The sequence below is a fragment of the Sphingomonas sp. ASY06-1R genome, assembly GCF_052180265.1.
In the GTDB taxonomy this organism is placed as follows: domain Bacteria; phylum Pseudomonadota; class Alphaproteobacteria; order Sphingomonadales; family Sphingomonadaceae; genus Sphingomonas_I.
In genome coordinates, this window is the sequence record NZ_CP197464.1 from 545,972 (window position 1) to 572,028 (window position 26,057).

At 65.5% G+C, this 26,057-nt stretch carries 23 protein-coding genes; 20 read left to right on the plus strand and 3 right to left on the minus strand.

Annotated features, from left to right (window positions below):
- Window positions 1-32: 32 nt before the first annotated feature.
- Entirely contained in the window at window positions 33-1,442 is a 1,410-nt protein-coding gene (locus tag ACSBM8_RS02730; protein WP_442680141.1) for a sugar porter family MFS transporter, read from the plus strand.
- A gap of 268 nt (window positions 1,443-1,710) precedes the next feature.
- On the opposite strand, the gene ACSBM8_RS02735 is transcribed toward ACSBM8_RS02730, so the two are convergent.
- On the minus strand, window positions 1,711-3,423 hold the full coding sequence (locus tag ACSBM8_RS02735; RefSeq protein ID WP_442681467.1) for an IlvD/Edd family dehydratase: 1,713 nt from the start codon (window positions 3,421-3,423) through the stop codon (window positions 1,711-1,713).
- Between the two features lie 182 nt (window positions 3,424-3,605).
- A complete protein-coding gene (locus tag ACSBM8_RS02740; RefSeq protein WP_442680142.1) occupies window positions 3,606-4,673 on the minus strand; it encodes a LacI family DNA-binding transcriptional regulator in 1,068 nt (355 codons plus the stop codon).
- A 192-nt stretch (window positions 4,674-4,865) separates the two neighbouring features.
- Here ACSBM8_RS02740 and ACSBM8_RS02745 point away from each other — a divergent pair, with 192 nt between their 5' ends.
- Window positions 4,866-5,636 carry a FadR/GntR family transcriptional regulator gene (locus ACSBM8_RS02745; RefSeq protein WP_442680143.1) on the plus strand — a complete coding sequence of 257 codons (771 nt, stop codon included), beginning with the start codon at window positions 4,866-4,868 and terminating at the stop codon, window positions 5,634-5,636.
- Window positions 5,637-5,665: 29 nt separating this feature from the next.
- Window positions 5,666-7,345, plus strand: a complete 1,680-nt coding sequence (locus ACSBM8_RS02750) for a GH35 family beta-galactosidase (RefSeq protein WP_442680144.1) — start codon at window positions 5,666-5,668, stop codon at window positions 7,343-7,345.
- A gap of 225 nt (window positions 7,346-7,570) precedes the next feature.
- Here ACSBM8_RS02750 and ACSBM8_RS02755 read toward each other — a convergent pair whose 3' ends face one another.
- Complete coding sequence (locus ACSBM8_RS02755) at window positions 7,571-9,709, minus strand: alpha-glucuronidase family glycosyl hydrolase (RefSeq protein WP_442680145.1); 2,139 nt, start codon at window positions 9,707-9,709, stop codon at window positions 7,571-7,573.
- A 196-nt stretch (window positions 9,710-9,905) separates the two neighbouring features.
- On the opposite strand from ACSBM8_RS02755, the gene manD reads away from it, so the two are divergent.
- From manD to ACSBM8_RS02840, 17 genes are all read left to right on the plus strand, one after another.
- Window positions 9,906-11,117, plus strand: coding sequence for a D-mannonate dehydratase ManD (manD, locus tag ACSBM8_RS02760; protein ID WP_442680146.1), 1,212 nt, complete (start codon window positions 9,906-9,908; stop codon window positions 11,115-11,117).
- 55 nt (window positions 11,118-11,172) lie between these two features.
- A complete protein-coding gene (uxaC, locus tag ACSBM8_RS02765) occupies window positions 11,173-12,585 on the plus strand; it encodes a glucuronate isomerase (protein WP_442681468.1) in 1,413 nt (470 codons plus the stop codon).
- Window positions 12,582-14,045 carry a mannitol dehydrogenase family protein gene (locus ACSBM8_RS02770; RefSeq protein WP_442680147.1) on the plus strand — a complete coding sequence of 488 codons (1,464 nt, stop codon included), beginning with the start codon at window positions 12,582-12,584 and terminating at the stop codon, window positions 14,043-14,045. Before uxaC ends, ACSBM8_RS02770 begins: the two co-directional genes overlap by 4 nt.
- A gap of 40 nt (window positions 14,046-14,085) precedes the next feature.
- Window positions 14,086-15,312, plus strand: a complete 1,227-nt coding sequence (locus tag ACSBM8_RS02775) for an SGNH/GDSL hydrolase family protein (RefSeq protein WP_442680148.1) — start codon at window positions 14,086-14,088, stop codon at window positions 15,310-15,312.
- On the plus strand, window positions 15,309-16,184 hold the full coding sequence (locus tag ACSBM8_RS02780) for a polysaccharide deacetylase family protein (RefSeq protein WP_442680149.1): 876 nt from the start codon (window positions 15,309-15,311) through the stop codon (window positions 16,182-16,184). The genes ACSBM8_RS02775 and ACSBM8_RS02780 overlap by 4 nt, the downstream gene beginning before the upstream one ends.
- Window positions 16,185-16,362: 178 nt before the next feature.
- On the plus strand, window positions 16,363-17,841 hold the full coding sequence (gene ffh / locus ACSBM8_RS02785) for a signal recognition particle protein (protein ID WP_442680150.1): 1,479 nt from the start codon (window positions 16,363-16,365) through the stop codon (window positions 17,839-17,841).
- 30 nt (window positions 17,842-17,871) lie between these two features.
- Complete coding sequence (gene rpsP, locus ACSBM8_RS02790) at window positions 17,872-18,399, plus strand: 30S ribosomal protein S16 (protein ID WP_442680151.1); 528 nt, start codon at window positions 17,872-17,874, stop codon at window positions 18,397-18,399.
- Window positions 18,396-18,860, plus strand: a complete 465-nt coding sequence (gene rimM, locus ACSBM8_RS02795; protein WP_442680152.1) for a ribosome maturation factor RimM — start codon at window positions 18,396-18,398, stop codon at window positions 18,858-18,860. Before rpsP ends, rimM begins: the two co-directional genes overlap by 4 nt.
- Window positions 18,861-18,890: 30 nt before the next feature.
- Complete coding sequence (locus tag ACSBM8_RS02800; protein WP_442680153.1) at window positions 18,891-19,166, plus strand: AbrB/MazE/SpoVT family DNA-binding domain-containing protein; 276 nt, start codon at window positions 18,891-18,893, stop codon at window positions 19,164-19,166.
- A complete protein-coding gene (locus ACSBM8_RS02805; RefSeq protein WP_442680154.1) occupies window positions 19,159-19,545 on the plus strand; it encodes a type II toxin-antitoxin system VapC family toxin in 387 nt (128 codons plus the stop codon). Before ACSBM8_RS02800 ends, ACSBM8_RS02805 begins: the two co-directional genes overlap by 8 nt.
- Window positions 19,542-20,279, plus strand: coding sequence for a metallophosphoesterase family protein (locus ACSBM8_RS02810; RefSeq protein ID WP_442680155.1), 738 nt, complete (start codon window positions 19,542-19,544; stop codon window positions 20,277-20,279). Before ACSBM8_RS02805 ends, ACSBM8_RS02810 begins: the two co-directional genes overlap by 4 nt.
- On the plus strand, window positions 20,276-20,554 hold the full coding sequence (locus ACSBM8_RS02815; protein WP_442680156.1) for a hypothetical protein: 279 nt from the start codon (window positions 20,276-20,278) through the stop codon (window positions 20,552-20,554). The genes ACSBM8_RS02810 and ACSBM8_RS02815 overlap by 4 nt, the downstream gene beginning before the upstream one ends.
- 23 nt (window positions 20,555-20,577) lie before the next feature.
- Window positions 20,578-22,095: a serine hydrolase domain-containing protein gene (locus tag ACSBM8_RS02820; RefSeq protein WP_442680157.1), complete on the plus strand. Its 1,518-nt coding sequence runs from the start codon at window positions 20,578-20,580 to the stop codon at window positions 22,093-22,095.
- A complete protein-coding gene (locus ACSBM8_RS02825; protein WP_442680158.1) occupies window positions 22,095-22,388 on the plus strand; it encodes a hypothetical protein in 294 nt (97 codons plus the stop codon). The genes ACSBM8_RS02820 and ACSBM8_RS02825 overlap by 1 nt, the downstream gene beginning before the upstream one ends.
- Window positions 22,385-23,116, plus strand: coding sequence for a tRNA (guanosine(37)-N1)-methyltransferase TrmD (gene trmD, locus ACSBM8_RS02830; RefSeq protein ID WP_442680159.1), 732 nt, complete (start codon window positions 22,385-22,387; stop codon window positions 23,114-23,116). The genes ACSBM8_RS02825 and trmD overlap by 4 nt, the downstream gene beginning before the upstream one ends.
- 1 nt (window position 23,117) lies before the next feature.
- Window positions 23,118-23,507: a 50S ribosomal protein L19 gene (rplS, locus tag ACSBM8_RS02835; RefSeq protein ID WP_442680160.1), complete on the plus strand. Its 390-nt coding sequence runs from the start codon at window positions 23,118-23,120 to the stop codon at window positions 23,505-23,507.
- A gap of 268 nt (window positions 23,508-23,775) precedes the next feature.
- Entirely contained in the window at window positions 23,776-25,995 is a 2,220-nt protein-coding gene (locus ACSBM8_RS02840; RefSeq protein WP_442680161.1) for a DPP IV N-terminal domain-containing protein, read from the plus strand.
- Window positions 25,996-26,057: the final 62 nt, after the last annotated feature.

The window sequence follows — 26,057 nt, forward strand, 5'->3', positions numbered from 1 at the left end:
ATAATGGTTCAAGCAGGATAGGGAAAAGCACTATGGAGCGAGGGGCGAGCCAGGTAAACCTGGCCTTCATCGCAATGATCGTCGCGGTCGCGACGATCGGCGGGTTCATGTTCGGCTACGACAGCGGCGTCATCAACGGCACGCAAAAGGGGCTGGAAGCGGCGTTTGCGCTAGGCAAGCTCGGCATCGGCATCAACGTCGGCGCGATCCTCGTGGGGTCGGCGATCGGTGCTTTTACCGCAGGCCGCCTTGCGGACCGCATCGGCCGTCGTAACACCATGATCATCGCGGCGATCCTCTTTCTCGTCAGCGCTTTGCTGGCGGGTGCTGCGACCTCGTCGGCGATCTTCATCTTTGCCCGGATCATCGGCGGCTTCGGCGTCGGTGCGGCAAGCGTGATTTCCCCGGTCTACATTTCCGAAGTCACCCCGGCGAGCATTCGCGGCCGACTGTCGAGCGTGCAGCAGGTGATGATCATCACCGGCCTGACGGGCGCATTCGTGGCCAATTACGTGCTGGCGCACACCGCCGGCAGCTCGACCGCGATCCTGTGGGGCGGCTTCGAGGCTTGGCGCTGGATGTTCTGGCTGCAAGCGATCCCAGCTGCGGTGTACTTCCTCGCCTTGCTCTTCATCCCGGAAAGCCCGCGCTATTTGGTCGTCAAAGGTCGCGAAGCCGAAGCGGAACAGGTGCTGACCAGATTGTTCGGCGCCGAGGAAGCCGCGCTCAAGGTCAGCGAGATCCGCGCCTCGCTCTCCCGTGATCTGCACAAGCCCAAGCTGTCGGACCTGATCGACAAGACCACCGGGCGGATCCGGCCGATCCTTTGGGCCGGCATCGGCCTCGCCATTTTCCAGCAGCTCGTCGGTATCAACGTCGTCTTCTATTACGGCGCGACCTTGTGGGAAGCAGTCGGCTTCACCGAGGACAATGCGCTCCAGATCAACATTTTGTCGGGTGTCCTTTCGATCGCGGCGTGCCTGTTCACGATCACCGTGGTCGACAAGGTCGGCCGCAAGCCGCTGCTGCTCATCGGCTCGGCCGGCATGGCGGTCACGCTCGCCATCGTCGCTTATGCTTTCTCCACGGCCGTAACTGGCCCGCACGGAGGCGTGGTGCTGCCCGGACATAATGGCCTGATCGCTCTGATCTCCGCCAATCTTTACGTGGTCTTCTTCAATATGAGCTGGGGCCCGATCATGTGGGTCATGCTCGGTGAGATGTTCCCCAATCAGATCCGGGGTTCGGGCCTCGCTATCGCCGGCTTCGCGCAGTGGATCGCGAACGCGGCGATCAGCGTCAGCTTCCCGTCGCTGGCGGTCACGCCCGGCCTGGCGATCACTTACTTTGGGTACGCCTTCTTCGCGTTCATCTCGTTCTTCTTCGTCAAGGCGATGATCAACGAGACGCGCGGTCGCGAACTGGAGGCAATGGAAGGCTAAAACCCGTTCCAGAACCCAAAGAAAAGGCCCGTCGCTCGGTCGAGCGGCGGGCTTTTTCATGGGCGCAATGCAGTGAATCAAGCCGCCTGCCACCGCGCCGAGCCGCGTCATGCTGAACTTGTTTCAGCATCCATCGCGCCGCGGGCGATGTGCTGGTGTGACGGTGGACCCTGAAACACGTTCAGGGTGACGACGCAGTTAAACTCCGCCGGCTACTATGCCTTACCTTCGCCTGAGACTGGCTCAGAACGACCGAAGGCAGGAGCAATCAGTGATTATGCCGCGGTGTCTTGGCCGCGACGCCGCGATATTTCACCGCAAATTCCAGCACCGCACCCTGGTGCATCTGGCCGGTCTTCTCGCGATACAATTCTTCCCACGGCGTGTGGCTGGGCGGGATCGGCGGCGCGGGTTCGGTCTTGCGGCGGGCGATCTCGGCCTCGTCGACCAACGCGTTGCACGTGCCGGCGTTGAGATCGATGCGGATCGTGTCGCCGGTCCGCAGCCAGGCAAGCCCACCTCCGGCCGCGCTCTCGGGTGAGGCATTGAGGATCGACGGGCTGTCCGACGTGCCCGACTGGCGGCCATCGCCCAACGTCGGCAGCCACATCACGCCACGCTGGATCAGCGCATCGGACGGCTGCATGTTGACGACCTCGGCCGAGCCGGGCCAGCCGATCGGCCCCGCGCCGCGCATCACCAGGATGCAATTCTCGTCGATGTTCAGATCGGGATCGTTGATGCGGTGGTGATAATCGTCGGCGCCGTCGAACACGATCGCGCGCGCCTCGAACGCGCCTTCCGATCCCGGATGACTGAGATAGCGGTTGCGGAATTCCTCCGAAATCACGCTGGTTTTCATGATCGCATGGTCGAACAGATTGCCGGACAAAGCGAGGAAGCCGGCCTTGTCCTTCAGCGGCGCCGCGAACGGCTTGATGACTTCGCGATCTGGGCTTTCGCGGCCGGCAATATTCTCGGCCAGTGTGCGGCCGGTCACGGTCGCGCAGCCGCCATGCAGCTTGTCCGCCTCCAGCAGCTCCCACAGCAAGGCGGGCACGCCACCCGCGCGGTGGAAACGCTCGCCCAGATATTTGCCGGCAGGCTGCATGTTGAGCAGCAGCGGCAGATCATAACCGTGCGTCGTCCAATCGTCGGGCGACAATTCCACGCCGGCATGGCGCGCCATCGCCATGATGTGCGGCTCGGCATTGCTTGATCCGCCGGCAGCGGTGACGAAGGCGATCGCGTTCAGGAAGCTCTCGCGCGTCAGGATCTTCGACGGGCGCAGATCCTCATAGGCCATATCGACGATGCGCTTGCCGGTCAGATAGGCCATCTGCCCGCGCTCGCGATATGGCGCGGGGATAGCGGCACAGCCGGGCAGCGACAGGCCCAGCGCCTCGGCGACGCCGTTCATGGTCGATGCCGTGCCCATCGTGTTGCAATGGCCGGGCGAGGGCGCGCTTTCGGTGGCGCGCTTGAAGAATTCCTCTTCGTCGATCTCGCCCGCCGCCAGCTTGCGGCGCGAGCGCCAGATGATCGTCCCCGATCCGACCAATTCGTCGCCATGCCAGCCGTCCAGCATCGGGCCGCCCGACAGGACGATCGCCGGAATATCGACCGTCGATGCCGCCATGATCTGCGACGGCGTGGTCTTGTCGCAACCGGTCGTCAGCACGACCGCATCGATCGGGTAACCATAGAGAATCTCGACCAGGCCGAGATACAGCAGATTGCGGTCGAGCGCGGCGGTCGGCCGGCGGCAATTCTCGAAGATCGGATGGACCGGAAATTCCATCGGCACGCCGCCCGCGTCGCGAATGCCCGCGGCGGTGCGTTTGGCGAGCTCGACATGGATGCGATTACACGGGCTCAGGTCGCTGCCCGACTGGGCGATGCCGATGATCGGCTTGCCGCAGCGCAATTCGTCCGGCGTCACGCCGTAATTCATGAAGCGTTCGAGGTAGAGCGCGACCATGTCGCTGCGGGCGGGATCGGCGAACCAATCGCGCGAGCGGAAGGGGCGTACGGCTACTCGGCTCAACGGGGCTCTCCGGAATGCATAGGGCCGCTACAGGGCGACGCGACCGACGTGTCAAGGCGCTAGGAAGCGACCCGGATCAATCGCCGGGCCTGTTCCGCACGACGCAATCGTGTGGATCAGCCGCGCGCGCTGGGCCGCCGCCGCGGTGCCGCATCCGATTGCCGTCGTACGAATGTATAATCCAGTTCGATATGGCGGGGCGCCGCGCGCATCGGCCCGCGCTGGCCGCGTATCTCCGCCGTCAGCAGCTCCATTGCCGCCTGCGACATTTCCCGGATGGGTTGATGGATGGTCGTCAGCTCCGGCCAGATGGTGGTGGCCAGCGGTGTATCGTCAAAGCCGCACACGGTGATGTCGCCCGGAACGTCCAGGCCATGGCGATGCGCCACCGCCACGGCCGCCGCCGCCATATCGTCATTGGCCGCGAAAATCGCCGACGGCTGTTCCTTCAGTTCCAGCAGCCGCTCCGCCGCATCCAGGCCGGACCGATAGGTGAACAGGCCTTCGACGATCAGATCGGCATCGGCCGCGATCCCCATCGATTCCAGGCCGCGGCGATAGCCTTCGCGCCGCCGGCTACTCGCCGTCTGGTTGGGATTGCCCGAAATGAAGCCGATCCGCCGATGGCCGAGCTTGGCCAAATGGCAGGTCATGTCGAAGGCCGCGCGTTCATCGTCGATGCTGACCGCCGAAATTTCGCTGGGCGGCATGCCGCTCGCCACCACCACCATCGGAATGCCCGCTTTTTGCAGCACGTCGATCACCGCGCCGGAATCGCATAACGGCGGCGGCAGGATGACGCCGTCGATACCGATACGGATCAAATGCTCGGCCGCCTGCACCTCGCGTTCCCCAATCTCGCATTGCTCCACCATCAGCTGGACGTTGCCGCGACTGGCCTGATCCAGCCCGCCGACCAGGAATTCGCTGAGATAGGCCGCGCTGGGATTGCTGTAGAGCAGGCCGATGCGCAACTCCTCGGCGCCCGCCAGGCTGCGCGCCGCACGGTTGGGCGCATAGCCCAATTGCGTGATCGCGGCGTTGACCAGGTCGCGGGTGGCCGCCTTGACGTTGGCTTCCCCGTTGATGACGCGGCTGACGGTCATGGGGGATACACCCGCGCTCGCGGCGACATCGCTGATCGTGGGCGCGCTCCGCTGTCGGCGGGAAGTCCTGTTGTTCAACCTGTGCTTCCCCCCACATTTGGGGTCGTGATCCCCAAGCAGCCCGTGCTTATCGCGAGTTGGACCCTTAGGCAAAATAATGGTCGTCCCGCGAATGCACCGTATCGGATGGGGCCTCAAGTCCCCAAAAATCCCCTTTTGCGGCGTTGGATATTCCCGCGTACGCTAGCGGCGCTTCCGGGGGAGGATTGCATGGCGAAGACTGAAGAAGCGGCCAGTCCACGTTTGTACGAAAGCATCACGCGTGCGCTCGAACAGGCGATTGAGGTTGGGCGCTATCGGCCGGGCGATCGGCTGCCGTCGGAACGGGAGCTGTCGGATCAGTTCGGGGTCAGCCGGCCGGTGGTGCGCGAAGCCATCATCGTGCTTGAATTGCGCGGGCTGGTCCAGCGCCGGCATGGCGCAGGGGTCTATGTCGCGCCCAAGGCGTCGCTTCAGCTTAGTCCTCCCGACGAGGCCGACGGGCCGTTCGAGGTGACGGAGGCACGGCGCCTGCTGGAAGGCGAGGTGGCCGCCCTCGCCGCGTCCGCCGCCAGCGATCAGCAGATTGCCGAACTGGAAGCGATCCTCGCCCGCATCGGGGACATGCGCAGCGATCAGCCGACGCGCGAGCGGGCGGATCGCGCTTTCCACGTGGCGCTGGCGCGCGCGACCGGCAACGACGTGCTGGTCGGTCTGGTCGAAACCCTGTGGGACAAACGCTATCAGTCGCCGCTGTGCGTCTATTTCTTCAGCCGCGCGCGCGAGGCGGGAATCCAGCCGCCAGTGGATGAGCATCGCCTTGTGCTCGACGCGATCCGGGCGCGCGATCCCGATGCGGCACGCCGCGCGATGCGCGATCACCTCGCGCGCGTCACCGAGAATCTGCTCATCGCGACCGAGGCGGACGTGCTCGACCGCGCCCGGCTGCGCGTTGAAGAACGCCGCTTCGATTTTGCGCGGCGGGCGGGCGTGCAGGTTTGACGATCAGGCGATCAGGCGGACGTGCGGCCATGAAACGATGCCGAATTGCCCTGTCCGTGACGGGGCTGGTCGCCGGCGTCGCCGCGGCCGCGGCGGTTGCGGCGCCGCCATCCAGCCTGCCGCACCTGGAACGGCGCGGTGCCGCGACCCAGCTTATCGTGGGCGACAAGCCCTTCCTTATCCTGGGCGGCGAAACGCATAATTCCAGCTTCAGCAGCGCCGATTATATGCGCCCGATCTGGTCGAAGCTTGCCGCCATGAACCTCAATACCGCGCTCGTGCCGGTCGCGTGGGAGCATCTGGAGCCCCAGGAGGGACAATATGATTTCTCGACCGTCGACGATCTGATCAAAGGCGCCCGCGCGAACAAGCTGCGCCTGGTGCTGCTCTGGTTCGGCAGCTGGAAGAACACCTATTCCAGCTATGCGCCCGCCTGGGTCAAACGGGATGCCGCGCGGTTTCCCCGGGTCGAGACCAGCGATGGCCGCGGCACCGAGCGCCTGTCCCCGTTTTCATCGGCTGTCCGCGACGCCGATGCCAGGGCGTTCGCGCGATTGATGCGCCATCTGCGCGCGGTGGACGGACAGCAGCAGACCGTTCTGCTTGTTCAGGTGGAGAATGAGGTCGGCGTGATCCCGCAATCGCGCGATCATTCCGCGGTTGCGGAGGCCGCCTTCGCCGGTCCGGTTCCAGACAGGTTGATGCGCGCGCTGGTGGAGCGTCGTCCCCGGCTCAACCCCGAATTGCGGGCCGCGTGGGAAGCGGCGGGCGGCAAGACCGCGGGCAATTGGCAGCAGGTGTTCGGCGACGGGTCCTTGACCGATCATCTCTTCATGTCCTGGTATTATGCCACGTTCGTCGAGCGGGTCACCGCCGCGGGCAAGGCGGAATATGCGCTGCCGATGTTCACCAATGCGGCGCTGATCCGGCCCAATTATGAGCCCGGTCAGTATAATTCCGGCGGTCCGCTGCCGCAGTCGATGGACCTGTGGAAGGTTGGGGCGCCGTCGCTCGATTTCCTCTCCCCCGACATCTATTTCGATGCGTTCGTTTCGTGGGCGGCGGCCTATGCCCGGCCCGATAATCCGCTGTTCATCCCCGAAGCGCGCGGCGGGAAGGGCGGTGCGGCCAATGCGCTCTATGCGTTCGGCGCGCACCAGGCGCTGGGCTTCTCTCCCTTCGGCATCGACGGTGTCGCGGGTGAAGGCGATCGCGACGGGAATGGCCGGAGCGAAGGCGGTCTCGATGACGCGATCGGCAATGTCTACGGCCAGCTCAGCAAGCTCGCGCCGCTGATCCTGGAAAAACAGGCGGCGGGCGCCATTCGCGGCGTCGTCATGGAAGGGGAACCGCAGCGTGCCGCCCGCGTGCGACTTGGCGACTATATCGCGAACATGACCCGGGCCCCGTCCGCGGACGGCAGCATCGATCCCGCCAGCCGGGTCGGTGCGCTCTTTCTGCAGACCGGGCCGGACGAATATCTGATCCTGGGAAGCGGCGATTCCGTCCTGACCTTCACCAGCGACCGGCCCGGTCCACCAATGGTGGGGATCGAAAGTATCGATGAGCAGATGCTGCAGGCGGGCGGCCCGATCGCCGGCCGGCGGCTGAACGGCGACGAGAACGGGCAGGGCCAGGTCCTGCGCCTGCAAGCGGGCGATGCCGCACGCGGCGTCGCCTATCGGGTCCGGCTGTACCGCTACAGATAAAGCCTAGGATATGATGATTTCACACGATCCCGTTCGTGCCGAGTAGCGACCGAGTGGCCCGTAGGGCCTATCGAGGGCGCGTATCGAGGCATGGGTAGAGTATCTCTCGATACGCGATCTCGACAAGCTCGATCGCAACTCGAGACGAACGGATCCTACCAAATTCATCACGCTTTAGCGACGCAGCGTTCGGGCCCCGGCTTTCGCCAGGGCCCGGTCGCAGCGTCAATGCCCCGGCGCGTAGGGATATTGGAGCGCCTCATAATAACTGAGCGGGTGCGCCGGTGCCGGGACGCCTGCCGGCAGCGGCCGCTTCGCGAACGTCTGGAAATAAGCCAGGCAGGCGTCGCGCCACCATTCCGCCTCGTGCAGCTGGATGGCGAGGAAGGCCTCGGTCTTCTCGTAGCGCTCCTGATCGACGAAGGGCTTCAGCGCCTGCCATTGGCGTTGCATCGCCACGACCTGATCGACCCCGGCCTGGTAATGCAGCGCCAGCTCGTCCCAGAGCGTGCGGCCGGATTTCATGCGATAGTCCCACGGTATGTGGTGGAACCACAGGATCAGATTGTCCGGCGTCGTCTTGGGGTTGGCCAGTTGCTTGGCGATCTGGGGCGCATATTGGTGGATCGCGTCCGTGCCGCTGACGGTGCGGTCGACGCCGATGCCGATCGCGTCGGCCTGATGATAATGGACCGGGTTCCACTCGGCGCGGGCCAGATCTTTCACCCACGGCCCAGGACCATAATGGTGGCCCGTCGCCATGATGTGGGTCAGCCCAAGCGGCGTCATATAATTCACCGCCGCTTCGCGCGACGCCATCATCATCGCCACGACCGGCTTCACGAACGCGGGATCGGGCGTGAACGTCATCGCCGCCCAGTCTTCCGCGATCCGCTGCGACGAGGCTTCCGGATCCCAGGCAAGGCGCCCGAACGCATACCAATCGGCCTGGTTGAAAGTGGATCCGCTCCAGTCGCGATCATTGCCGATATTGGCGACGCCCGCGATGCCGGAAATGCGCTCGCCCTCCAGCACCTTGGCAACGGTCGTGCCGCGCCCCTTGGCGAACGTGTCCCAGCGCAGGATTTCTTCGAACAGCGGGCCGAGATAGGCGGCGTGGGTCGCCTGCCCCAGATATTCCTTGGTGATCTGTACTTCCAGCATCAGCGGCGTCTTCGGCATGGCGCCGATCAGCGGCGACACCGGTTCACGCGGCTGGAAGTCGAGCGGGCCGTTCTTGACCTGCACGATGACATTCTGGGCGAATTTCCCGTCGAGCGGTTTGAAGCTCTCATAGGCCTGCTTCGTCCGATCGACCGTATGGCTGTCCTGCGCGGCATAGACGAAGGCGCGGTACATCACGATGCCGCCATGGGGCCGTACCGCATCGGCCAGCACGTTGGCGCCGTCCGCATGCGTGCGGCCATAATCCTGCGGACCCGGCTGCCCTTCCGAATTGGCCTTGACCAGGAAGCCGCCAAAGTCGGGGATCGCGCTGTAAATCTCGTCCGCCTTGGCTTTCCACCAGGCGGCGACGGCCGGATCCAGCGGGTCGGCCGTCTTCAGGCCGCCAATTTCCATCGGTGCCGTGAAGCGGGCGGACAGATAGACTTTGATGCCCCATGGGCGGAACACGTCCGCCAGCGCCTTGGTCTTGGCGATATAATCGGGCGTCAGGCTGGCTGCGACGGCGTTGACGTTGTTCAGGACCGCGCCGTTGATGCCGATCGAGGCATTGGCCCGCGCATAATCGGTGTAGCGCGGATCCTTGTAATTGGGCAGCTTCCACCAATCCCACAGCGAATTGCCGGCATAGCCGCGTTCGATATGGCCATCCAGATTGTCCCAATGATCCAGCACGCGCAGCATCAGCTTGGGCGCGGAGACGATGTCGAGCCGGTCGAGCGAAGCGCCCGTCTGAAACAGGCGGAGCAGCGCGAAGCTGCCGTACAGCAGGCCGCGATCGTCATTGGCGGCGATCACGGTCACCGGCCGTCCCGCCAGCGTCACGCTGCGGATCAGATATCCTTCGGATCCAAGATTGCCCAACGGCAGCCGCAGCTGGGCAAGCGTAGGCAAGCTGCGCGGCGTGCCGATCAGGATCGCGCCATTGGCCTCATTGCTGCCGATCGGATGGCCCAGCAAGCCGCCGAGTCCGCGCCGCAATTCGCCGACGGCGGCGGCCAGCGTCGCAGACGGCTGCTCGCCGGTCACGACCGCGCTGGCATGCGCTTCCGCCTGGGCCAATGCGGTTCCGCTCAGCGGCCGATAGCGCAGCCACAGATCATACCCATCGTCGGCAAGCACGGGAGACGCCAGGCCGAAAGCGGCGCAAAACATAAGCAACAGGCGCGAAAGGCGCATCGGCAGAATCCTCTTCCTTCACGGTAAGCTGTCGTCACGCAGACGCGTGCCCGATTGACTCGGCGGGCGCCGCTATATCATGGGAGCGCTAACAATAAAGGCGTGAGGCCAGTGCGTTGCGCATGTCGCGTCGCTGCGCACCGGTCACGCAAAACCGGCGGACGCCCCGCGCGCCGCATCTTTTTTGGAGAGGCATTTGCCCAAGATCACATCTGCCCGCGTCATCGTGACGTGCCCGGGGCGTAATTTTGTGACGCTGAAGATCGAGACGGACGCGGGCGTGTACGGCCTCGGCGACGCGACGCTCAACGGCCGCGAGCTGGCGGTCGTGTCCTATCTGGAGGATCATGTCGTGCCCTGCCTGATCGGGCGCGACGCGCACCGGATCGAGGATATCTGGCAGTATCTGTATAAGGGCGCTTACTGGCGGCGCGGACCGGTGACGATGTCTGCGATCGCCGCGGTCGATACCGCCTTGTGGGACATCAAGGGCAAGGTCGCCAATCTGCCCGTCTATCAGCTGCTCGGCGGGGCCAGCCGCGAAGGCGCGATGGTCTATGGCCATGCCAACGGCAAGGACATTGCCGAGACGATCGACAATGCGCTCCATTATAAGGAGCAGGGCTATAAGGCGATCCGCATCCAGTCGGGCGTGCCCGGCCTTGCCTCCACCTATGGCGTGTCGAAGGATCGCTATTTCTATGAGCCGGCCGATGCCGATCTGCCGACCGAGAATGTCTGGTCGACCGAGAAATATATGCGCTCGGTCGTGCCCTTGTTCGAGGCAGCGCGCGAGGCGCTCGGCTGGGACGTGCATCTGCTGCACGACACCCACCACCGCCTGACCCCGATCGAGGCGGGCCGGCTGGGCAAGGATCTCGAGCCCTATCGTCCCTTCTGGCTGGAGGATGCGACGCCGGCCGAGAACCAGGATGCCTTCCGCCTGATCCGCCAGCATACGACCACGCCGCTGGCCGTCGGCGAGATCTTCAATTCGATCTGGGATGCCAAGGGCCTGATCGAGAACCAGCTGATCGACTATATCCGCGCGACCGTGGTCCATGCCGGCGGCATCACCCATCTGCGCCGGATCGCGGCGCTCGCCGATCTCTATCAGGTGCGCACCGGCTGCCATGGCGCGACCGATCTGTCGCCGGTCTGCATGGCGGCCGCGCTCCACTTCGACATCTCGGTGCCGAACTTCGGGGTGCAGGAATATATGCGCCACACCGCCGAGACGGATGCGGTCTTCCCGCATGCCTACAGCTTCTCCGACGGGCTGATGCATCCCGGCGACAAGCCGGGTCTCGGCGTCGATCTCGACGAAGTGCTGGCCGCCCAATACCCCTACAAGCGCGCCTTCCTGCCCGTAAACCGCCTGGAAGACGGGACCTTGTTCAACTGGTAAGGCCGATTCGACGACGCGGCGCGTCGATGATGAAACCAATACGGAGAACCTGATGATGGCGAAGCTCGCGCTTCACCCGGATCGCCTTTTCCCGGCCGACGAACGCACGCGCGCCATTGCGCGGGCGCTCCATGCTTCGATCAAGGATTTGCCGATCGTGAGCCCGCACGGGCACACAGATCCGTCCTGGTTCGCCTATGATCAGCCGTTCGCCAATCCGGCGGAGCTGCTGATCGTCCCGGATCATTACGTCTTCCGTATGCTCTATTCGCAGGGCGTGGGGCTGGAGCAACTCGGCGTCCCGACGAGCGACGGCAGCCCAACGGCGAGCGATCCGCGCGCCATCTGGAAACTGTTCGCGCAAAATTACTACCTCTTCCGCGGCACGCCCTCGCGCGCCTGGCTGGACTGGGTGTTCGCGGACGTGTTCGGCATCGACGTACGGCTGGAGCCGGCCACCGCAGATCTCTATTACGATACGATCGACGCCGCCTTGAAGACGCCGGCCTTCCGGCCGCGCGCCTTGTTCGAGCGGTTCAATATCGAGCTGATCGCCACGACCGAGAGCCCGCTCGATCCTCTGGATCATCATCGTGCGATCCGGGAAAGCGGCTGGAACGGGCGTGTCGTCACTGCCTACCGGCCCGATCCGGTCATGGATCCCGACACGGTCGGCTTTACCGAAAATCTCGCCCGCTTCGCCACGCTCGCTGGCGAGGATGTCTCGACCTGGGCGGGCTATCTTCGCGCGCACGAGAATAGGCGCGCCTATTTCCGTGCGGCGGGTGCGACCTCGACCGATCATGGCCATCCGACCGCATTCACGGCGGATCTGTCGCTGGCCGAATGCGAAGCGCTATATGCGAAGGTCCATGCCGGGACCGCGAGCCCGGCCGATGCCGAGCTGTTCCGCGGCCAGATGCTCACCGAAATGGCGCGCATGTCGATCGAGGACGGCATGGTGATGCAGCTTCATCCCGGCGTTTATCGCAGCCATAATCCTGGCCTCGCCGCCCGCTTCGGCCGCGACAAGGGCGCCGATATTCCGGTGCAAACCGAATATGTGCGCAATCTGAAGCCGCTGCTCGATCGGTTCGGTAATGATCCCAGACTGACGCTGATCCTGTTCACGCTCGACGAGGATACCTATAGCCGCGAGCTCGCGCCGCTTGCGGGCCACTATCCCGTGCTGCGGCTCGGCCCGCCTTGGTGGTTCCATGACTCGCCCGAAGGCATGCGCCGCTTCCGCGAGCGCGCGACCGAAACCGGCGGCTTCTACAATACGGTCGGCTTCAACGACGACACGCGGGCGTTCCTGTCCATCCCGGCCCGGCACGACGTGGCGCGGCGGATGGATTGCGCCTTCCTCGCCCGGCTGGTGACCGAGCATCGGCTGGAAGAAGACGAGGCGCACGAAGTCGCCCACGCACTTGCCTATGACCTCGTCAAAGCGGCGTACAAATTGTGAGTCGGCTGAGCGACGCGACCGCGTCCGCGCTGCCCGCTTCGGTCGCGCGGCCAGGCTATGATCGCCACGCCGTCCGCACCGGCGTCGTCCATCTCGGGCTCGGCGCATTCCACAAAGCGCATCAGGCGGTCACTTATGAGGCCGCGCTCAACAGTGGCGACCTGCGCTGGGGCATATTGGGTGCGTCCCTGCGGTCGGCCGGCGTACGCGATCAGCTCGCGCCGCAGGACAACCTCTATACCGTGACCGCGCGCGAGGGTGCCGACGAACGCACGCAGCTCATCGGCGCTCTTCAGGGCGTGCTGGTCGCGCCGGAAGATCCGGCCGCCCTGGTGGCGGCCATGGCCGCGGCCGACACGCATCTCGTCACCCTGACCGTAACCGAGAAGGGCTATAAGCTCGATCCGGCGACCGGCGCCTTGCTCCGCGAAGATGCCGACCTCGCTGCCGATCTGGCCTCGCTGGATCGGCCCAGGACTGCGCCGGGCCTGATCGTCGCCGCGCTCGCGCGCCGCCGTGCCGCCGGGCTCGATCCGTTCACGACCGTCTCCTGCGACAATCTGCCGCACAATGGCCGCCGGCTGCGCGCCGCCGTGTTGGCATTGGCGGCGCATCATGACGAACATCTGCGCGACTGGATCGACGCGCGCGGCGCATTCCCGGAGACGATGGTCGATCGCATCGTTCCTGCCACCGAAGCGACGGATACGGCCGCACTGGCGGCGCGGATCGGGCTGACCGACCACGCGATGGTGAAGACGGAGCCGTTCAGCCAATGGGTGATCGAGGATCGCTTCGTGGGCGAGCGTCCCGATTTCGGCGCGTTCGGCGCGCAGCTGACCGGCTCGGTCGCGCCGTGGGAGGATGCCAAGCTGCGCCTGCTCAACGGCGCGCATTCCGGCATCGCTTATCTTGGCGGCCTGGCCGGAATCGAGTTCGTCCATCAGTTCGTGGCGATCCCGTCTGGGCGCGCTTTCGTCGAAGCGCTGTGGGATGAATCGGCCGAAACCTTGTCGCCCCCGGCCGGGCTGGACGTGCCCGCCTATCGCACCGCGCTGATGGGGCGCTTCGCCAATTCGGCGCTCAATCATCGCACCCGCCAGATCGCCATGGATGGATCGCAGAAGCTGCCGCAGCGGCTGCTGGCCCCGATCCTGGCGCGGCTCGAACGCGACCAGCCGGTCGAGACGCTGGCTTTGGCGGTGGCCGCGTGGATGCGCTGGCAGGAGGCGCGCGACGACGCCGGCAATGGCTTCAAGGTGGATGATCCGCTGGCCGCGCTGACCGCGCGGCATGCGAGCCTGCCGGCCGATGATGCGGTGGGCGGGCTGCTTTCGATCGACGCGATTTTCCCGCCACGGCTGGCGGAGCATGCCGCTTTCCGCAGGCTGCTGACGGCGTCGCTGTCGGCGCTGCGAGCCGAAGGTGCGCAGGCGGTGATCGATCGACACTACGGATAAGGGTCCTGCGGGCAACGCGAGGATCCCGAAAGGAGAGGGCATGAAGGGCCGGATCATGATGGGCGCGCTGGCGCTGGCATTCGCGCCGGCGGTCTTCGGCGCCACCCCCCAACCGTGGGTGGCGAGCTGGGGCGCGGCCCAGCAGACGCCCGAACCGGGCAATGTGCTGCCGCAAGCGGATATGCAGGATGCGACGCTGCGTCAGGTCGTGCGTCTGTCGGTGGGCGGATCGCGGCTGCGAGTCCGTTTCTCCAACGCCTTCGGTACCCAGCCGCTCGTCATCGACGCGGCGCACGTCGCGCGATCCGCCGACAAGGCGACGCCGCGGATCGTCCCCGGCACCGATCGCACGCTGACCTTCGACGGCCGCTCCGCTATCTCCATCCCGCCGGGCGCGGACTATCTGTCCGATTCTGTCGCGCTGGACGCCCCGTCCTTGTCCAGCCTCGCCATCTCTTTCCATCTGCCGCAGGCGCCGGCCGGGCAGACCGGCCATCCGGGTTCACGCGCCACCTCTTATTATGTCCATGGCGATCACAGTGCCGATCCGGACCTCCCCGGCGCCGGCAAGGTCGATCATTGGTATCAGCTGACAGGCGTGGAGGTAGCGGCCAGCACGGGCGCAGCGACGATCGTCGCGTTCGGCGATTCGATTACCGATGGCCATGGCGCGACCACCAATGGCGACGATCGCTGGCCCGACATTCTCGCCGCCCGGCTTCAGGCATCGTCGGCGACGCGCAAGCTGGCGGTCGTCAATGTCGGCATTGGCGGTAACCATTTGCTCACCGACGGACTTGGCCCGAACGCGCTTGCCCGGCTGGATCGCGATGTCTTTGCCCGCCCGGGTGCCAAGGTCCTGCTGGTGCTGGAGGCGATCAACGATCTCGGCAAGCTCAGCCGCGAAGAGATGAGGACGCCGCAGCAGCATGCCCAGCTCGTCGCCGATCTGATTGGCGCCTATCGTCAGATGATCGTCCGTGCGCGCGGGCAGGGCCTGAAAGTCATCGGCTGCACCGTTACCCCTTATACGGGCTCCGATTATTACCACCCCGACGCGGCGAGCGAGGCCGATCGTGTCGCCCTGAACCACTGGATCCGGACCAGCGGCGCCTTTGACGCGGTGGTGGATTTCGACGCCGTCGTCCGCGATCCCGCGTATCCCGCGCGCCTCTTGCCGGCCTATGATTCCGGCGATCATCTCCACCCGTCGGCCGCGGGCTATAAGGCGATGGCCAACGCGATTCCGCTGGGGCTGCTGCGGTGAAGCGCCGCGCGCTCCTGGCCGCTGCTTTGCTGGCGAGCCCTGCCGCCGCCCGCGATATCGCCATCACCTTCGACGATCTGCCGTCGCATTCGGCCCTGCCGCCGGGCACGACCCGGCTGCAGATCGCGCAGGATGTGATCGCCGCGCTGAAGGCGGCCGGGGTTCCGTCGGTATATGGCTTTGTCAATGGCTACCAACTGGCGGCGGAGCCGGACTCGCGGGCCGTGCTCTCGCTCTGGCGCAAGGCCGGCTTCCCGCTCGGCAATCATGGCTGGGCGCATCAGGGCCTGAGCAAGGTCGATGAGGCCACGTTTGAAGGGGACATCGTCAAGACCGAAGGACTGGTGAAGCCGCTTATGGCCGGCAAGGATTGGCGCTGGTACCGCTTCCCCTTCCTGGACGAGGCGGCGGGTGATCCGGCGAAGCGGGCGACGTCGCGCGCTTATCTCGCAGCCCATGGCTATCGCATCGCCGCCGTGACGGCGAGTTTCGCCGATTATGCTTTCAACGAACCGTATGCCCGCTGCATCGCCAAGGGGGACAAGGCCGCGATCGCCGACCTCGAGAACAGCTATCTGGCAGCCGCCGATACCAGCATCCGCCTCTCGGAAGCGGCGGAGCAGGCCCAATTCGGCCGCACGCCACCCGACATCCTGTTGATGCATCTCGGCGCGTTCGACGCACATATGATGCCGCGCCTGCTGGCGCTCTACCGCCATCATGGCTTCCGCTTCGTCCCCTTGGCCATGGCGGCGAAGGACCCGGCCAATATCGGTTTGGTGGACCCCGGCCTGCCGTCGCTTCCGGGCAGGACCCTCGGCAATGCGGAATCCGACGCGATCGTGCAGCGGATCGGAACGCTCTGTCGCTAGGGCGGGGCGGCGCCGCCGATCTTGTCTTGCGGCCCGCTTTGGACTAAGGGCACGCGCAATCGTTCCAACAGAACGTGGAGAAAGGCGAACACCGGGATGGTGGGCGCTGAGCTGGCCGACGAGGTTTCGTCCGCCGGCTCGCTTTGCGTTGCGGCGGAATAAATGAGGTTTTGAACGTATGTTCGACAGTCTGAGCGACCGGCTTGGTGCCGCCTTTGACCGCTTGCGCGGTCGTGGCGCGCTGACCGAAGCCGATGTGCGCGGTGCGATGCGCGAAGTGCGAATCGCGCTGCTGGAGGCCGACGTCGCGCTGCCGGTGGTCCGTCAGTTCGTCGATTCCGCCACCGAAAAGGCGGTCGGTGCGGACGTGCTGCGTTCGGTCACGCCGGGTCAGCAGGTCGTCAAGATCGTCCATGACGAGCTCGTCGCCATGCTGGGCGCCGATTCGTCCGAGCTGGAACTGGGGGTCACCCCGCCGGCGGTGGTGATGATGGTCGGCCTGCAGGGGTCGGGCAAGACGACGACCACTGCCAAGATCGCCAAGCGCCTGAAGGAGCGGGGCGGCAAGCGGGTCATGATGGCGTCGCTCGACGTCAATCGTCCGGCGGCGCAGGAACAGCTCGCCGTCCTCGGCACGCAGGCGGATGTCGCCACCCTGCCGATCGTCGCCGGGCAAAGCCCCGTGCAGATCGCGCAGCGGGCGCTGCAATCGGCCAAGCTGCAGGGCTTCGACGTCGTCATTCTGGATACGGCTGGCCGTCTCCACGTCGATCAGGCGTTGATGGACGAGATGAAGGCGGTTGCCGACATCGCCCAGCCGAACGAGATCCTGCTCGTCGTCGATGCGCTCACCGGCCAGGATGCGGTGAACGTCGCCACCAACTTCTCCGAACAGGTCCCGTTGACCGGCGTCGTCCTGACCCGGATGGATGGCGACGCGCGCGGTGGCGCTGCTTTGTCGATGCGGGCGGTGACCGGCCGGCCGATCAAATTTGCCGGCACGGGCGAGAAGCTGGACGGCCTGGAGGCCTTCCATCCGGAACGTGTCGCCGGCCGCATCCTCGGCATGGGCGACGTCGTCAGCCTGGTCGAACGCGCCGCGGAGACGATCAAGGCTGAAGATGCCGAAAAGATGGCCCAGCGCATGGCGCAGGGTAAGTTCGATCTGAACGATCTGCGGTCTCAGCTGGAGCAGATGAAGAAGATGGGCGGCCTGTCCGGCCTTGCGGCGATGCTGCCAGGGGTGAAGCAGGTCAAGCAGGCGATGGCCAATGGCGCCGCTGACGACAAGGTGCTGGTGCGGATGGAGGCGATCCTCTCCTCGATGACACCGAAGGAACGCGCCCGCCCCGAACTGCTCGCCGCCAAGCGCAAGATCCGTGTCGCCAAGGGCTCCGGCACGACCGTGCAAGAGGTCAACAAGATCCTGAAGATGCATCAGGAGATGGCCGGCATGATGAAAAAGATGAAGAAGATGGGCGGCCTGGCCAAGATCGGCGCCATGTTCGGCAAGGGCGGCGCCGGTGATCTCGATGCGATGATGGGCGGCGGCGGGCTGCCGCCCGGCGGTTTGTCCGGCATGCCGGGCCTGCCCGGCCCTGGCGGCGCCCCGCAAGGCCTGCCGCCGGGCTTCCAGAATTTCCTGAAGAAACGCTGATTATACCAACTCAAAACGAAGGAAGAAGAAATGTCCGTTTCCATCCGCCTGTCGCGCGGTGGCGCCAAGAAGCGCCCTTATTACCGGATCGTCGTCGCCAATTCGCGCAGCCCGCGCGACGGTGCCTTCATCGAGAAGATCGGCACCTACAACCCGCTGCTCGCCAAGGATGACGAGAAGCGCGTTGTCCTGAACACCGAGCGCGCCAAGCATTGGCTGTCGGTCGGCGCGCAGCCGACCGATCGCGTCGCCCGTTTCTTCGATGCCGCCGGCGTCAAGGAGCGTGCCGCACGCAACAACCCGAACAAGGGTGTTCCGGGCGACAAGGCCAAGGAGCGCGCCGAGGAGCGTGCGTCCAAGGCTGCCGAAGCTGCCGAGGCCGAGGCCGCGACCCAGGAAGAGACCGTCGATGTGATCGCGGAGAAGCTGGAAGAAGCCACCCCCGACACCGCGACCCCGGCCGATCAGGCCACGGACGAAGGCGTGTCCAACAGCGATCCGGCCGAGGGTGCGGATGACGCAACCCCGGCCGAAGGCGCCGAGCACGCCAAGGCGTGACGCCCGACACGCCCGTCACGCTTGCCGTCGTCACCGGCGCGCATGGCGTGACGGGCGAGGTTCGTCTGAAGCTCTTCACCGATGATCTGTCGCGCTACCGGTCGTTCAACGACGGTAGCCTGACGATGAAGAGCCTGCGCGCCGGCATCGCCCGCTTTGCGGAGGTGCCGGATCGTAATGCGGCCGAGCGACTGCGCGGCACCGCACTCACCGTCCCGCGCTCGGCCCTGCCGCCGCTGGAGGATGGTGAATATTACCATGCCGACCTGCTCGGCCTGCCGTGCGTTTCGACGACCGGAGAGCCGCTCGGCACGGTCGTCGCGATCGACGATTTTGGGGCCGGCGACGTGATCGAAGTCGAGCGCCCGGACCTCAAACGCTTCATGGTGCCGATGAACAAGGACGCCGTTCCCGATTGGAACGACGCGCGCTTGGTGGTGGACGCGGCGTTCATCACCTAGTATATACATTGCGTATATACGGGGGCTGGCATGGTCGAGCAATTTCGCGCCAAGGTGTTCAAATCGGGTAATTCGGTTGCTTTGCGTCTGCCCAAGGCGCTCGGGCTGAAGGACGGCGACGAGATGATGATCTTGCGCGAGGATCGCGCCGGCTTCACGGTCGAGCCGGTCGAGGCGCCCAAGCGCAAGATCGATCTGACCGGTATCTATGGCTCGCTTCCCGATCTGAAGCTGTTGACGCCGGAAGATCGCATCATGGAGCCGCGCGAGCTCGATTGGGAAGGAAAGCTTCTCAAAGGTGACTGATGCTCTGTTTCTGCTCGATTCCAATATCTGCATTTATTTGCTGGAGGGCCGATCGGACCTCACGCGCGACCGCCTGCAGGAATGCGCACCGGGCGAAGTGGTGACCTCCGCCATCGTGTTCGCGGAAGTGAAGCGCGGCATCGACGCGGCCGACCATCGGGCCGTCGAGAATGTGGAGCGATTTTTCCAGCTGATCGCGCCATTACCGTTCGATCAGGCGGCGGCGGACGCCTATACCCGGATCCCGTTCCGGCGTGCGCGCTTCGACCGGTTGATCGCGGCGCATGCCTTGGCGCTCGACCTGACGATCGTTACCGCAAACGAAGCCGATTTCGCGGATATTCCGGGCCTGCGCATCGAAAACTGGATGCGTCCGTGACCCGTCTCGCCATCCTGTCCGACATTCACGGCAATATGTCCGCGCTGGAGGCGGTGATCGCGGACGCGGAGGGGCAGGGCTGTACCGTCTTCATCAATCTTGGCGACACGCTTTCGGGCCCGCTATGGCCCGCCGAGACCGCCGACGTTCTGATGGCACGCGACTGGCCGACCATCGCCGGAAACCATGAGCGTCAGTTGCTGACCCTGCCGCGCGACCGGATGGGCGCGAGCGACCTCTTCACGCGCGCGCAGCTGAACCCCCGCCAGCTTGCCTGGCTCGCGGCCCAGCCGGCGACCTGCGATTTTGCGCCCGACATCTTCCTCTGCCACGGCACGCCCGGCAGCGACCTGACCCACTATCTGTTCACCGTCGAAGCCGCCGGTCTGCGCGCCGCGACCGACGACGAGGTGTCGGAACGGACCGGCGATCGGGGCGAGGCACTGATCCTGTGCGGCCATTCGCATATCCCCGGCGAGCGGGTGCTGGCGGATGGCCGTCGCATCGCCAATCCCGGCAGCGTCGGTCTGCAGGCCTTTCACGACGATCATCCCTGCCCCTACACCGTCGAAAATGGCGATCCGCGCGCGCGCTATGCGATCGTGGACGCGGGCCGGATCCTCTTCCGCCACGTGGACTATGATTATGCGTCCGCCGCCGCCAAAGCCGACCGCGAAGGCCGCCCGGATTGGGCAATCGCCCTGCGCACCGGCCGGATGGAGCCCCTTGCATGACGCTCGAAACCTTGTTTGCGACCCTGATACCGACCTATCTCGTGCTGATCGCCTATGGCATCGTGCGCGGGCGTCGCCGTCAGCTGCCCTCGCAGGTGCGGCTCGGCTCGGCGATAGTGATGGTGTTGATACCGCCGGTCGGCATATTGCTCGCTTTATATGCCACCGGTGACGCCGCCCTCATCGCGCGCTGGAGCGTCGTCGCCTTGGCGATGTTCGTGGCGGGCATCGGGGCAGCATTGCTGACCGAGTTCACCGCGCGCCGTATGTCCTGAGCGACGATGGCGGCCTGCGGCTGATGCTGGGTGAAATGGGGGAAATGATGATGGGCTTGCGGATCGGCTTGGGGCTTCTCGCTGTCTTGTTCGGCGCCACGGGCAGCCCGGCCGCCGTGCCGGACCGCTTATCGTTCGCGGCCACGGATCAGATCTTCGCGAATTGGCAGCGCGACGCCCATGTGCCCGGCCTGGTGTATGGCATCGTCGTCGACGGCAAGCTGGTCCATGTGCGCGGCGCGGGCGTCCAGGATCTCGACAGCCAGCGCCCGGTGACGGCCGATACTTTGTTCCGCATCGCCTCCATGTCCAAGGCGTTCACGGCCCTCGCCATTCTCAAGCTGCGCGATGAGGGCAAGATCGCGCTCGACACGCCGGCCGAGGCCTATGTCCCGGAAATGCGCGGTTGGAAGATGCCGACCGCCGACAGCCCGCGCATCACCGTGCGCAATCTGCTCACCCATTCCGCCGGCTTCGTCGAGGACAATCCCTGGGGGGACCGCCAGCAGGTGCTGCCGGAGGCGGATTTCACCGCCATGCTGCGCGCGGGCGTGCCCTTCGCCAATGCGCCCGGCCTCGGCATGGAATATTCCAATTTCGGCTATGCCACGCTCGGCCGCATCATCAGCAACGTCGCGCATGTCCGCTATCAGGACTATATCCGGCAGACGCTGATGGCGCCGCTCGGCATGACGTCGACCGGCTATGATATTTTCAAGGCGCCGCAGACGCGTCGCGCGATCGGCTATCGCTGGCAGGACGATCAATGGGTGCGCGAACCGGACATGATCGATGGGGCCTTCGGCGCCATGGGTGGGGTGGAAACCAGCGCCAATGATTATGCGCGCTGGGTGGCCTTCCTGCTGTCGGGCTGGCCCGCGCGCGATGGCGCCGATGCGGGTCCCGTTCGCCGTGCGACCATCCGCGACATCGTCACGGGCGACAATTTCGCAACCGCGGCGATGCGCAACCCGGCCGCCGGCGGCGCGCCCTGCCGTCAGGCCACCGCCTACGGCATGGCCTGGCGCGTGCTCGACGATTGCGATCTCGGCCGCATCGTCACGCATACTGGCGGCTATCCCGGCTATGGCTCGGTCGTCATGCTGCTGCCCGACAAGGGCGTCGGCATCTTCGCCTTCGCCAGCCGCACCTATGGCGCACCCTCGCTGTCGGCCCTGCGCGCGCTGCTGGCCCTCCAGAAGGCGGGTGCGTTGCCGGATCGGACGCTGCCGGTGTCACCGGGCCTGGCGAGCGCCTATGCCGCCGCCCGTGCCGTCTGGCGCAGCGGTGACATCGGCGCGGCCCCCCTTGCGATGAACATGCCGCTGGATCGCAATGCCGCGCAGTGGAAAGCGTTGCTGGCTGATCTGCGCAGCAAGGTCGGTGTCTGCGCCGCCGACGAAAGCGTGCAGCCTGTGTCGGCGATGGAAGGCCGCTTCAGCTGGGCCTGCGCGCACGGCACCATCGCGGGCCGCGTCCAGCGCGCGCCGACGCCGGAGGTCAAGCTGCAGGCGTTGAGCTTCGCGGTGCAGGCCGAATAATGGCCGAGGGGCTTTTGCTGCTGAGCGCGATGGCCTTGAGTGCTATCACGGCGTTCATCCTTTCTGCGGTGGTGTCGTGCACCCGGTTGCGCGACGGTTTGCCGTACAGGTTCCTTTGGACCTTCGTGGTGGGCAGCCTTCTCCTTTATGGCGTGACCTTTCCGTGGGGCGGCGCTTACCCTCTGGCGAACGGACTTCGTGCAGCTGCGATGATACTGCTTCCTGCCGGCATCGGGGCCGTGTTGGGCCGTGCTGTGGGCGCGCTGCTGCGTCGATCGGCCGAACGGATATGAGCTTCCGTGCCACGATCCTGACCCTCTATCCCGAAATGTTTCCGGGTCCGCTGGGCATCAGCCTTGCGGGGCGCGCGCTGAACGAGGGCAAATGGGCGCTCGACGCGGTTCAGATCCGCGATTTCGCCACCGACAAACATCGCACCGTCGACGATACGCCTGCCGGCGGCGGTGTGGGCATGGTGCTGCGCGCTGACGTGCTGGCCGCCGCGATCGACGCGTCCGTCCCGCAGGGCACGCCCTTGCTGGCGATGACGCCGCGGGGAAAGCCGCTCACGCAGGAGCGCGTTCGTACGCTCGCCACCGGTCCCGGCGTCGCCATCCTGTGCGGCCGGTTCGAAGGGTTTGACGAACGCCTGTTCGAGGCGCGTGATATCGAGCCCGTCTCCATCGGCGATTATGTGCTGTCGGGCGGGGAGGTCGGCGCGCTGGTGCTGCTGGATGCTTGCGTTCGGCTGCTTCCCGGCGTAATGGGCGCCCCTTCTAGTGGGGATGAGGAAAGCTTCGAAAGCGGCCTCCTCGAATATCCGCATTATACCCGACCGCAAATGTGGGAAGGGCGCACGATCCCCGAAGTGCTGCGATCGGGGGATCATGCGAAGATCGCGGCGTGGCGCAAGTCGCAGGCTGAGATCATTACACGGTCACGGAGACCGGACCTTTGGGAGCGCCATATCGGCGCGCGGGTCCAGCCTCCCTCTGGCGCGCGGCACGAAGAGGAAGAATGAGATGAACCTCATCCAGCAGCTCGAAGCCGAGCAGATTGCCGAGCTTTCGGCCAAGCGTGCTATCCCGGAATTCCGTCCGGGCGATACTTTGAAGGTCGGTGTCCGCGTCGTCGAAGGCGAGCGCACCCGCGTCCAGGCTTATGAGGGCGTGTGCATCGCACGCTCCAACAAGGGCATGGGCAGCAGCTTCACCGTCCGCAAGATTTCGTTCGGCGAGGGCGTCGAGCGCGTCTTCCCGCTCTATTCGCCCAACATCGATGCGATCGAAGTCGTCCGCAAGGGCGTCGTGCGTCGCGCGAAGCTCTATTATCTGCGCGGCCGCACCGGCAAGTCGGCCCGTATCGCCGAGCGCCGCGACCCGCGTCCGGCTGCCGAGACCAGCCAGGGCTAAGCCCTTCGCGCTCGAAGCAACAAGGGCCGCTCGGGAAACCGGGCGGCCCTTTTTCTTTGTCTTCCCTGCCCCCCCAACCGCTCACGCTGAGTAGGGACCGAGTAGGCGCGCCAGCGCCGTACCGAGGGCCCGTATCGAAGCACGCACATCAAGGATCCTTCGATACGGGCTCTCGATACGCGCCTGCGCCGCTACCCGATCCTTACTCAGCATGAGCGGGCGTGTGTCAGGGTCTTCCCTCATGGGCCCATCCTGCCCTAACTGCCTCATGCTCAAGCCGTCCCTCGCCGCACTCGCGCTCGCCGCTCTCGTTACCCCCGCCGCCGCCCAGCAGCTCACGCTGGACCGCATCTTCGCCAGCCCCTCGCTCGACGGGCCGAGCCCGCGCAAGGTCCGGCTCTCACCCGACGGCAGTCTCGCCACGTTGCTGCGCAATCGCCCCGACGATCGCGATCGTTACGATCTGTGGGGGATCGATACGCGCACCGGCAAGGCGCGCATGTTGGTCGATTCCGCCCGGATCGGGTCCGGCGGCGAAATCTCCGAGGCCGAAAAGATGCGCCGCGAGCGCGCCCGCGTCGGCGGCAGCAAGGGCATCGTCGATTATGAATGGGCGCCCGACGGCAAGTCGATCCTGACGCCGATCGACGGCGATCTCTATCTGGCGAGCCTCGATGGCAAGATCCGCCGGCTGACCAACAGCCCGCAGACCGAGATCGACGCGCATGTGTCGCGCGGCGGCAATTTCGTCAGCTTCGTGCGCGATCAGAATCTGTTCGCCATCGATCTCGCCACCGGCGCCGAACGGCAGCTGACCAAAGAGGGCGGCGGCACCGTCACCTGCGGCACGGCCGAGTTCGTCGCGCAGGAGGAGATGGATCGCTTCACCGGCCATTGGTGGGCGCCGGGCGACCGCAGCGTCGCGGTGGAATGTTATGACGAGGCGCAGGTCCACGTCGTCACCCGCGCGGCGATCGGCGCCGACGGGACGCGCACCTTCGAACAGCGCTATCCTGCCGCCGGCACGCCGAATGTCGCCGTCGGCCTGTCGATCCTCTCCGCCGACGGCAGCCGCCGCGTGAAGGTGGATCTGGGTGCCAACCCCGACATCTACCTTACCCGCGTTACCTGGGCGCCCGACGGGGGCACGCTCTATGTGCAGCGCATGAGCCGCGATCAGAAGCGGCTCGATCTGCTGGCGGTCGATCCCGCCACCGGCACCGCCCGCATCGTGCTCAGCGAAACGTCGCAGACCTGGGTCAACCTCAACGACGATTTCCGCCCCTTGCGCGACGGCAGCCTGATCTGGGCGTCCGAACGCTCCGGCTTCAAGCATCTCTATCGCATCGTCGGCGACGCCTGGACCCCGCTGACCAAGGGCGATTGGACGCTGGAGACCAATAGCCAGTCCCACGCTGCCGGCCTGATCGGCGTCGATCAGGCGCGGCATCGCCTCTATTTCACCGCCAACAAGGACGATCAGCTCGAAAGCCAGATCTATGCGATCGACTATCTGCGTCCCGGTCCGCCGGAGCGGCTGACCGAACGGGGCTATTGGAATGAGGGCGAAATGGACGGCACGGGCACGCGCCTGCTCGTCAGCCGCTCATCGCCCACCCAGCCGCCGCAAGTCTATCTTGCCGACGCCGCGGGCAAGCGCATCGCCTGGATCGAGGAGAATAAGCTCGATGCCAGGCATCCTTATGCGCCGTTCCTTGCCGCCCATCGTCCGGTGACGTTCGGCACGATCCAGACCGGCGACGGCACGACCCTGCACTATGAGATGATCACCCCGCCGCTGGAGCCCGGCAAGCGCTACCCGGTCTTCTTCGAACATTATGGCGGCCCGCACGCCCAACAGGTCAAGCGCGCCTGGATGGGCAATGCGCTGCCGCAATATTGGGTCAGCAAGGGCTGGATCTACTTCCAGATCGACAATCGTGGCTCCGCCAATCGCGGCACCGCATTCGAAAACCCGATCTATCAGGCGATGGGCAAGGTCGAGGTCGCCGATCAGGCGGCAGGCGCCGGCTGGCTCAAGACGCAGCCCTTCGTCGATCCCGACAGGATCGCGACGTTCGGCTGGTCCTATGGCGGCTATATGACGCTCAAGATGCTGGAGACGAACCCCGGCCTTTATGCCGCGGGCATATCCGGCGCACCCGTGACGAAGTGGGAGTTGTACGACACGTTCTACACCGAACGCTATCTGGGCATGCCGCCTTATGACACGTCGAACACGATGGCGGACGCCGCCAAGATCCGCGATCCCTTGCTGCTGCTCCACGGCATGGCGGACGACAATGTCGTGTTTGAAAACAGCACCATCATGTACGCCGCGCTCCAGCAGGCGGGGCAGCCGTTCGAAATGATGGCCTATCCCGGCCAAACCCACGGCTTCACCACCCCCGCCTCGCTCCACCGCTGGAAAACGATCGAGGATTTCCTCAACCGCCGGGTGAAGGGGCAGAGCGCTCCTTCGAGGTAGGCCCCAACTCCTTCCCGCCCTGTGGGGGGAGGGGACTATATCCAGTATCGGTATCTTGCTCG

Excerpts from the sequence above, each read along its gene's own strand:
- trmD (WP_442680159.1), top strand. The coding sequence starts at position 22,385 with ATGAGCTTCCGTGCCACGATCCTGACCCTCTATCCCGAAATGTTTCCG.
- ACSBM8_RS02735 (WP_442681467.1), bottom strand. The coding sequence starts at position 3,423 with ATGGTCGCGCTCTACCTCGAACGCTTCATGAATTACGGCGTGACGCCG.
- ACSBM8_RS02825 (WP_442680158.1), top strand. The coding sequence starts at position 22,095 with ATGGCCGAGGGGCTTTTGCTGCTGAGCGCGATGGCCTTGAGTGCTATC.
- uxaC (WP_442681468.1), top strand. The coding sequence starts at position 11,173 with ATGGCGAAGCTCGCGCTTCACCCGGATCGCCTTTTCCCGGCCGACGAA.
- ffh (WP_442680150.1), top strand. The coding sequence starts at position 16,363 with ATGTTCGACAGTCTGAGCGACCGGCTTGGTGCCGCCTTTGACCGCTTG.
- ACSBM8_RS02815 (WP_442680156.1), top strand. The coding sequence starts at position 20,276 with ATGACGCTCGAAACCTTGTTTGCGACCCTGATACCGACCTATCTCGTG.
- ACSBM8_RS02820 (WP_442680157.1), top strand. The coding sequence starts at position 20,578 with ATGCTGGGTGAAATGGGGGAAATGATGATGGGCTTGCGGATCGGCTTG.
- ACSBM8_RS02840 (WP_442680161.1), top strand. The coding sequence starts at position 23,776 with ATGCTCAAGCCGTCCCTCGCCGCACTCGCGCTCGCCGCTCTCGTTACC.
- ACSBM8_RS02775 (WP_442680148.1), top strand. The coding sequence starts at position 14,086 with ATGAAGGGCCGGATCATGATGGGCGCGCTGGCGCTGGCATTCGCGCCG.
- ACSBM8_RS02750 (WP_442680144.1), top strand. The coding sequence starts at position 5,666 with ATGAAACGATGCCGAATTGCCCTGTCCGTGACGGGGCTGGTCGCCGGC.
- rplS (WP_442680160.1), top strand. The coding sequence starts at position 23,118 with ATGAACCTCATCCAGCAGCTCGAAGCCGAGCAGATTGCCGAGCTTTCG.
- ACSBM8_RS02745 (WP_442680143.1), top strand. The coding sequence starts at position 4,866 with ATGGCGAAGACTGAAGAAGCGGCCAGTCCACGTTTGTACGAAAGCATC.
- ACSBM8_RS02730 (WP_442680141.1), top strand. The coding sequence starts at position 33 with ATGGAGCGAGGGGCGAGCCAGGTAAACCTGGCCTTCATCGCAATGATC.
- rpsP (WP_442680151.1), top strand. The coding sequence starts at position 17,872 with ATGTCCGTTTCCATCCGCCTGTCGCGCGGTGGCGCCAAGAAGCGCCCT.
- ACSBM8_RS02800 (WP_442680153.1), top strand. The coding sequence starts at position 18,891 with ATGGTCGAGCAATTTCGCGCCAAGGTGTTCAAATCGGGTAATTCGGTT.
- ACSBM8_RS02755 (WP_442680145.1), bottom strand. The coding sequence starts at position 9,709 with ATGCGCCTTTCGCGCCTGTTGCTTATGTTTTGCGCCGCTTTCGGCCTG.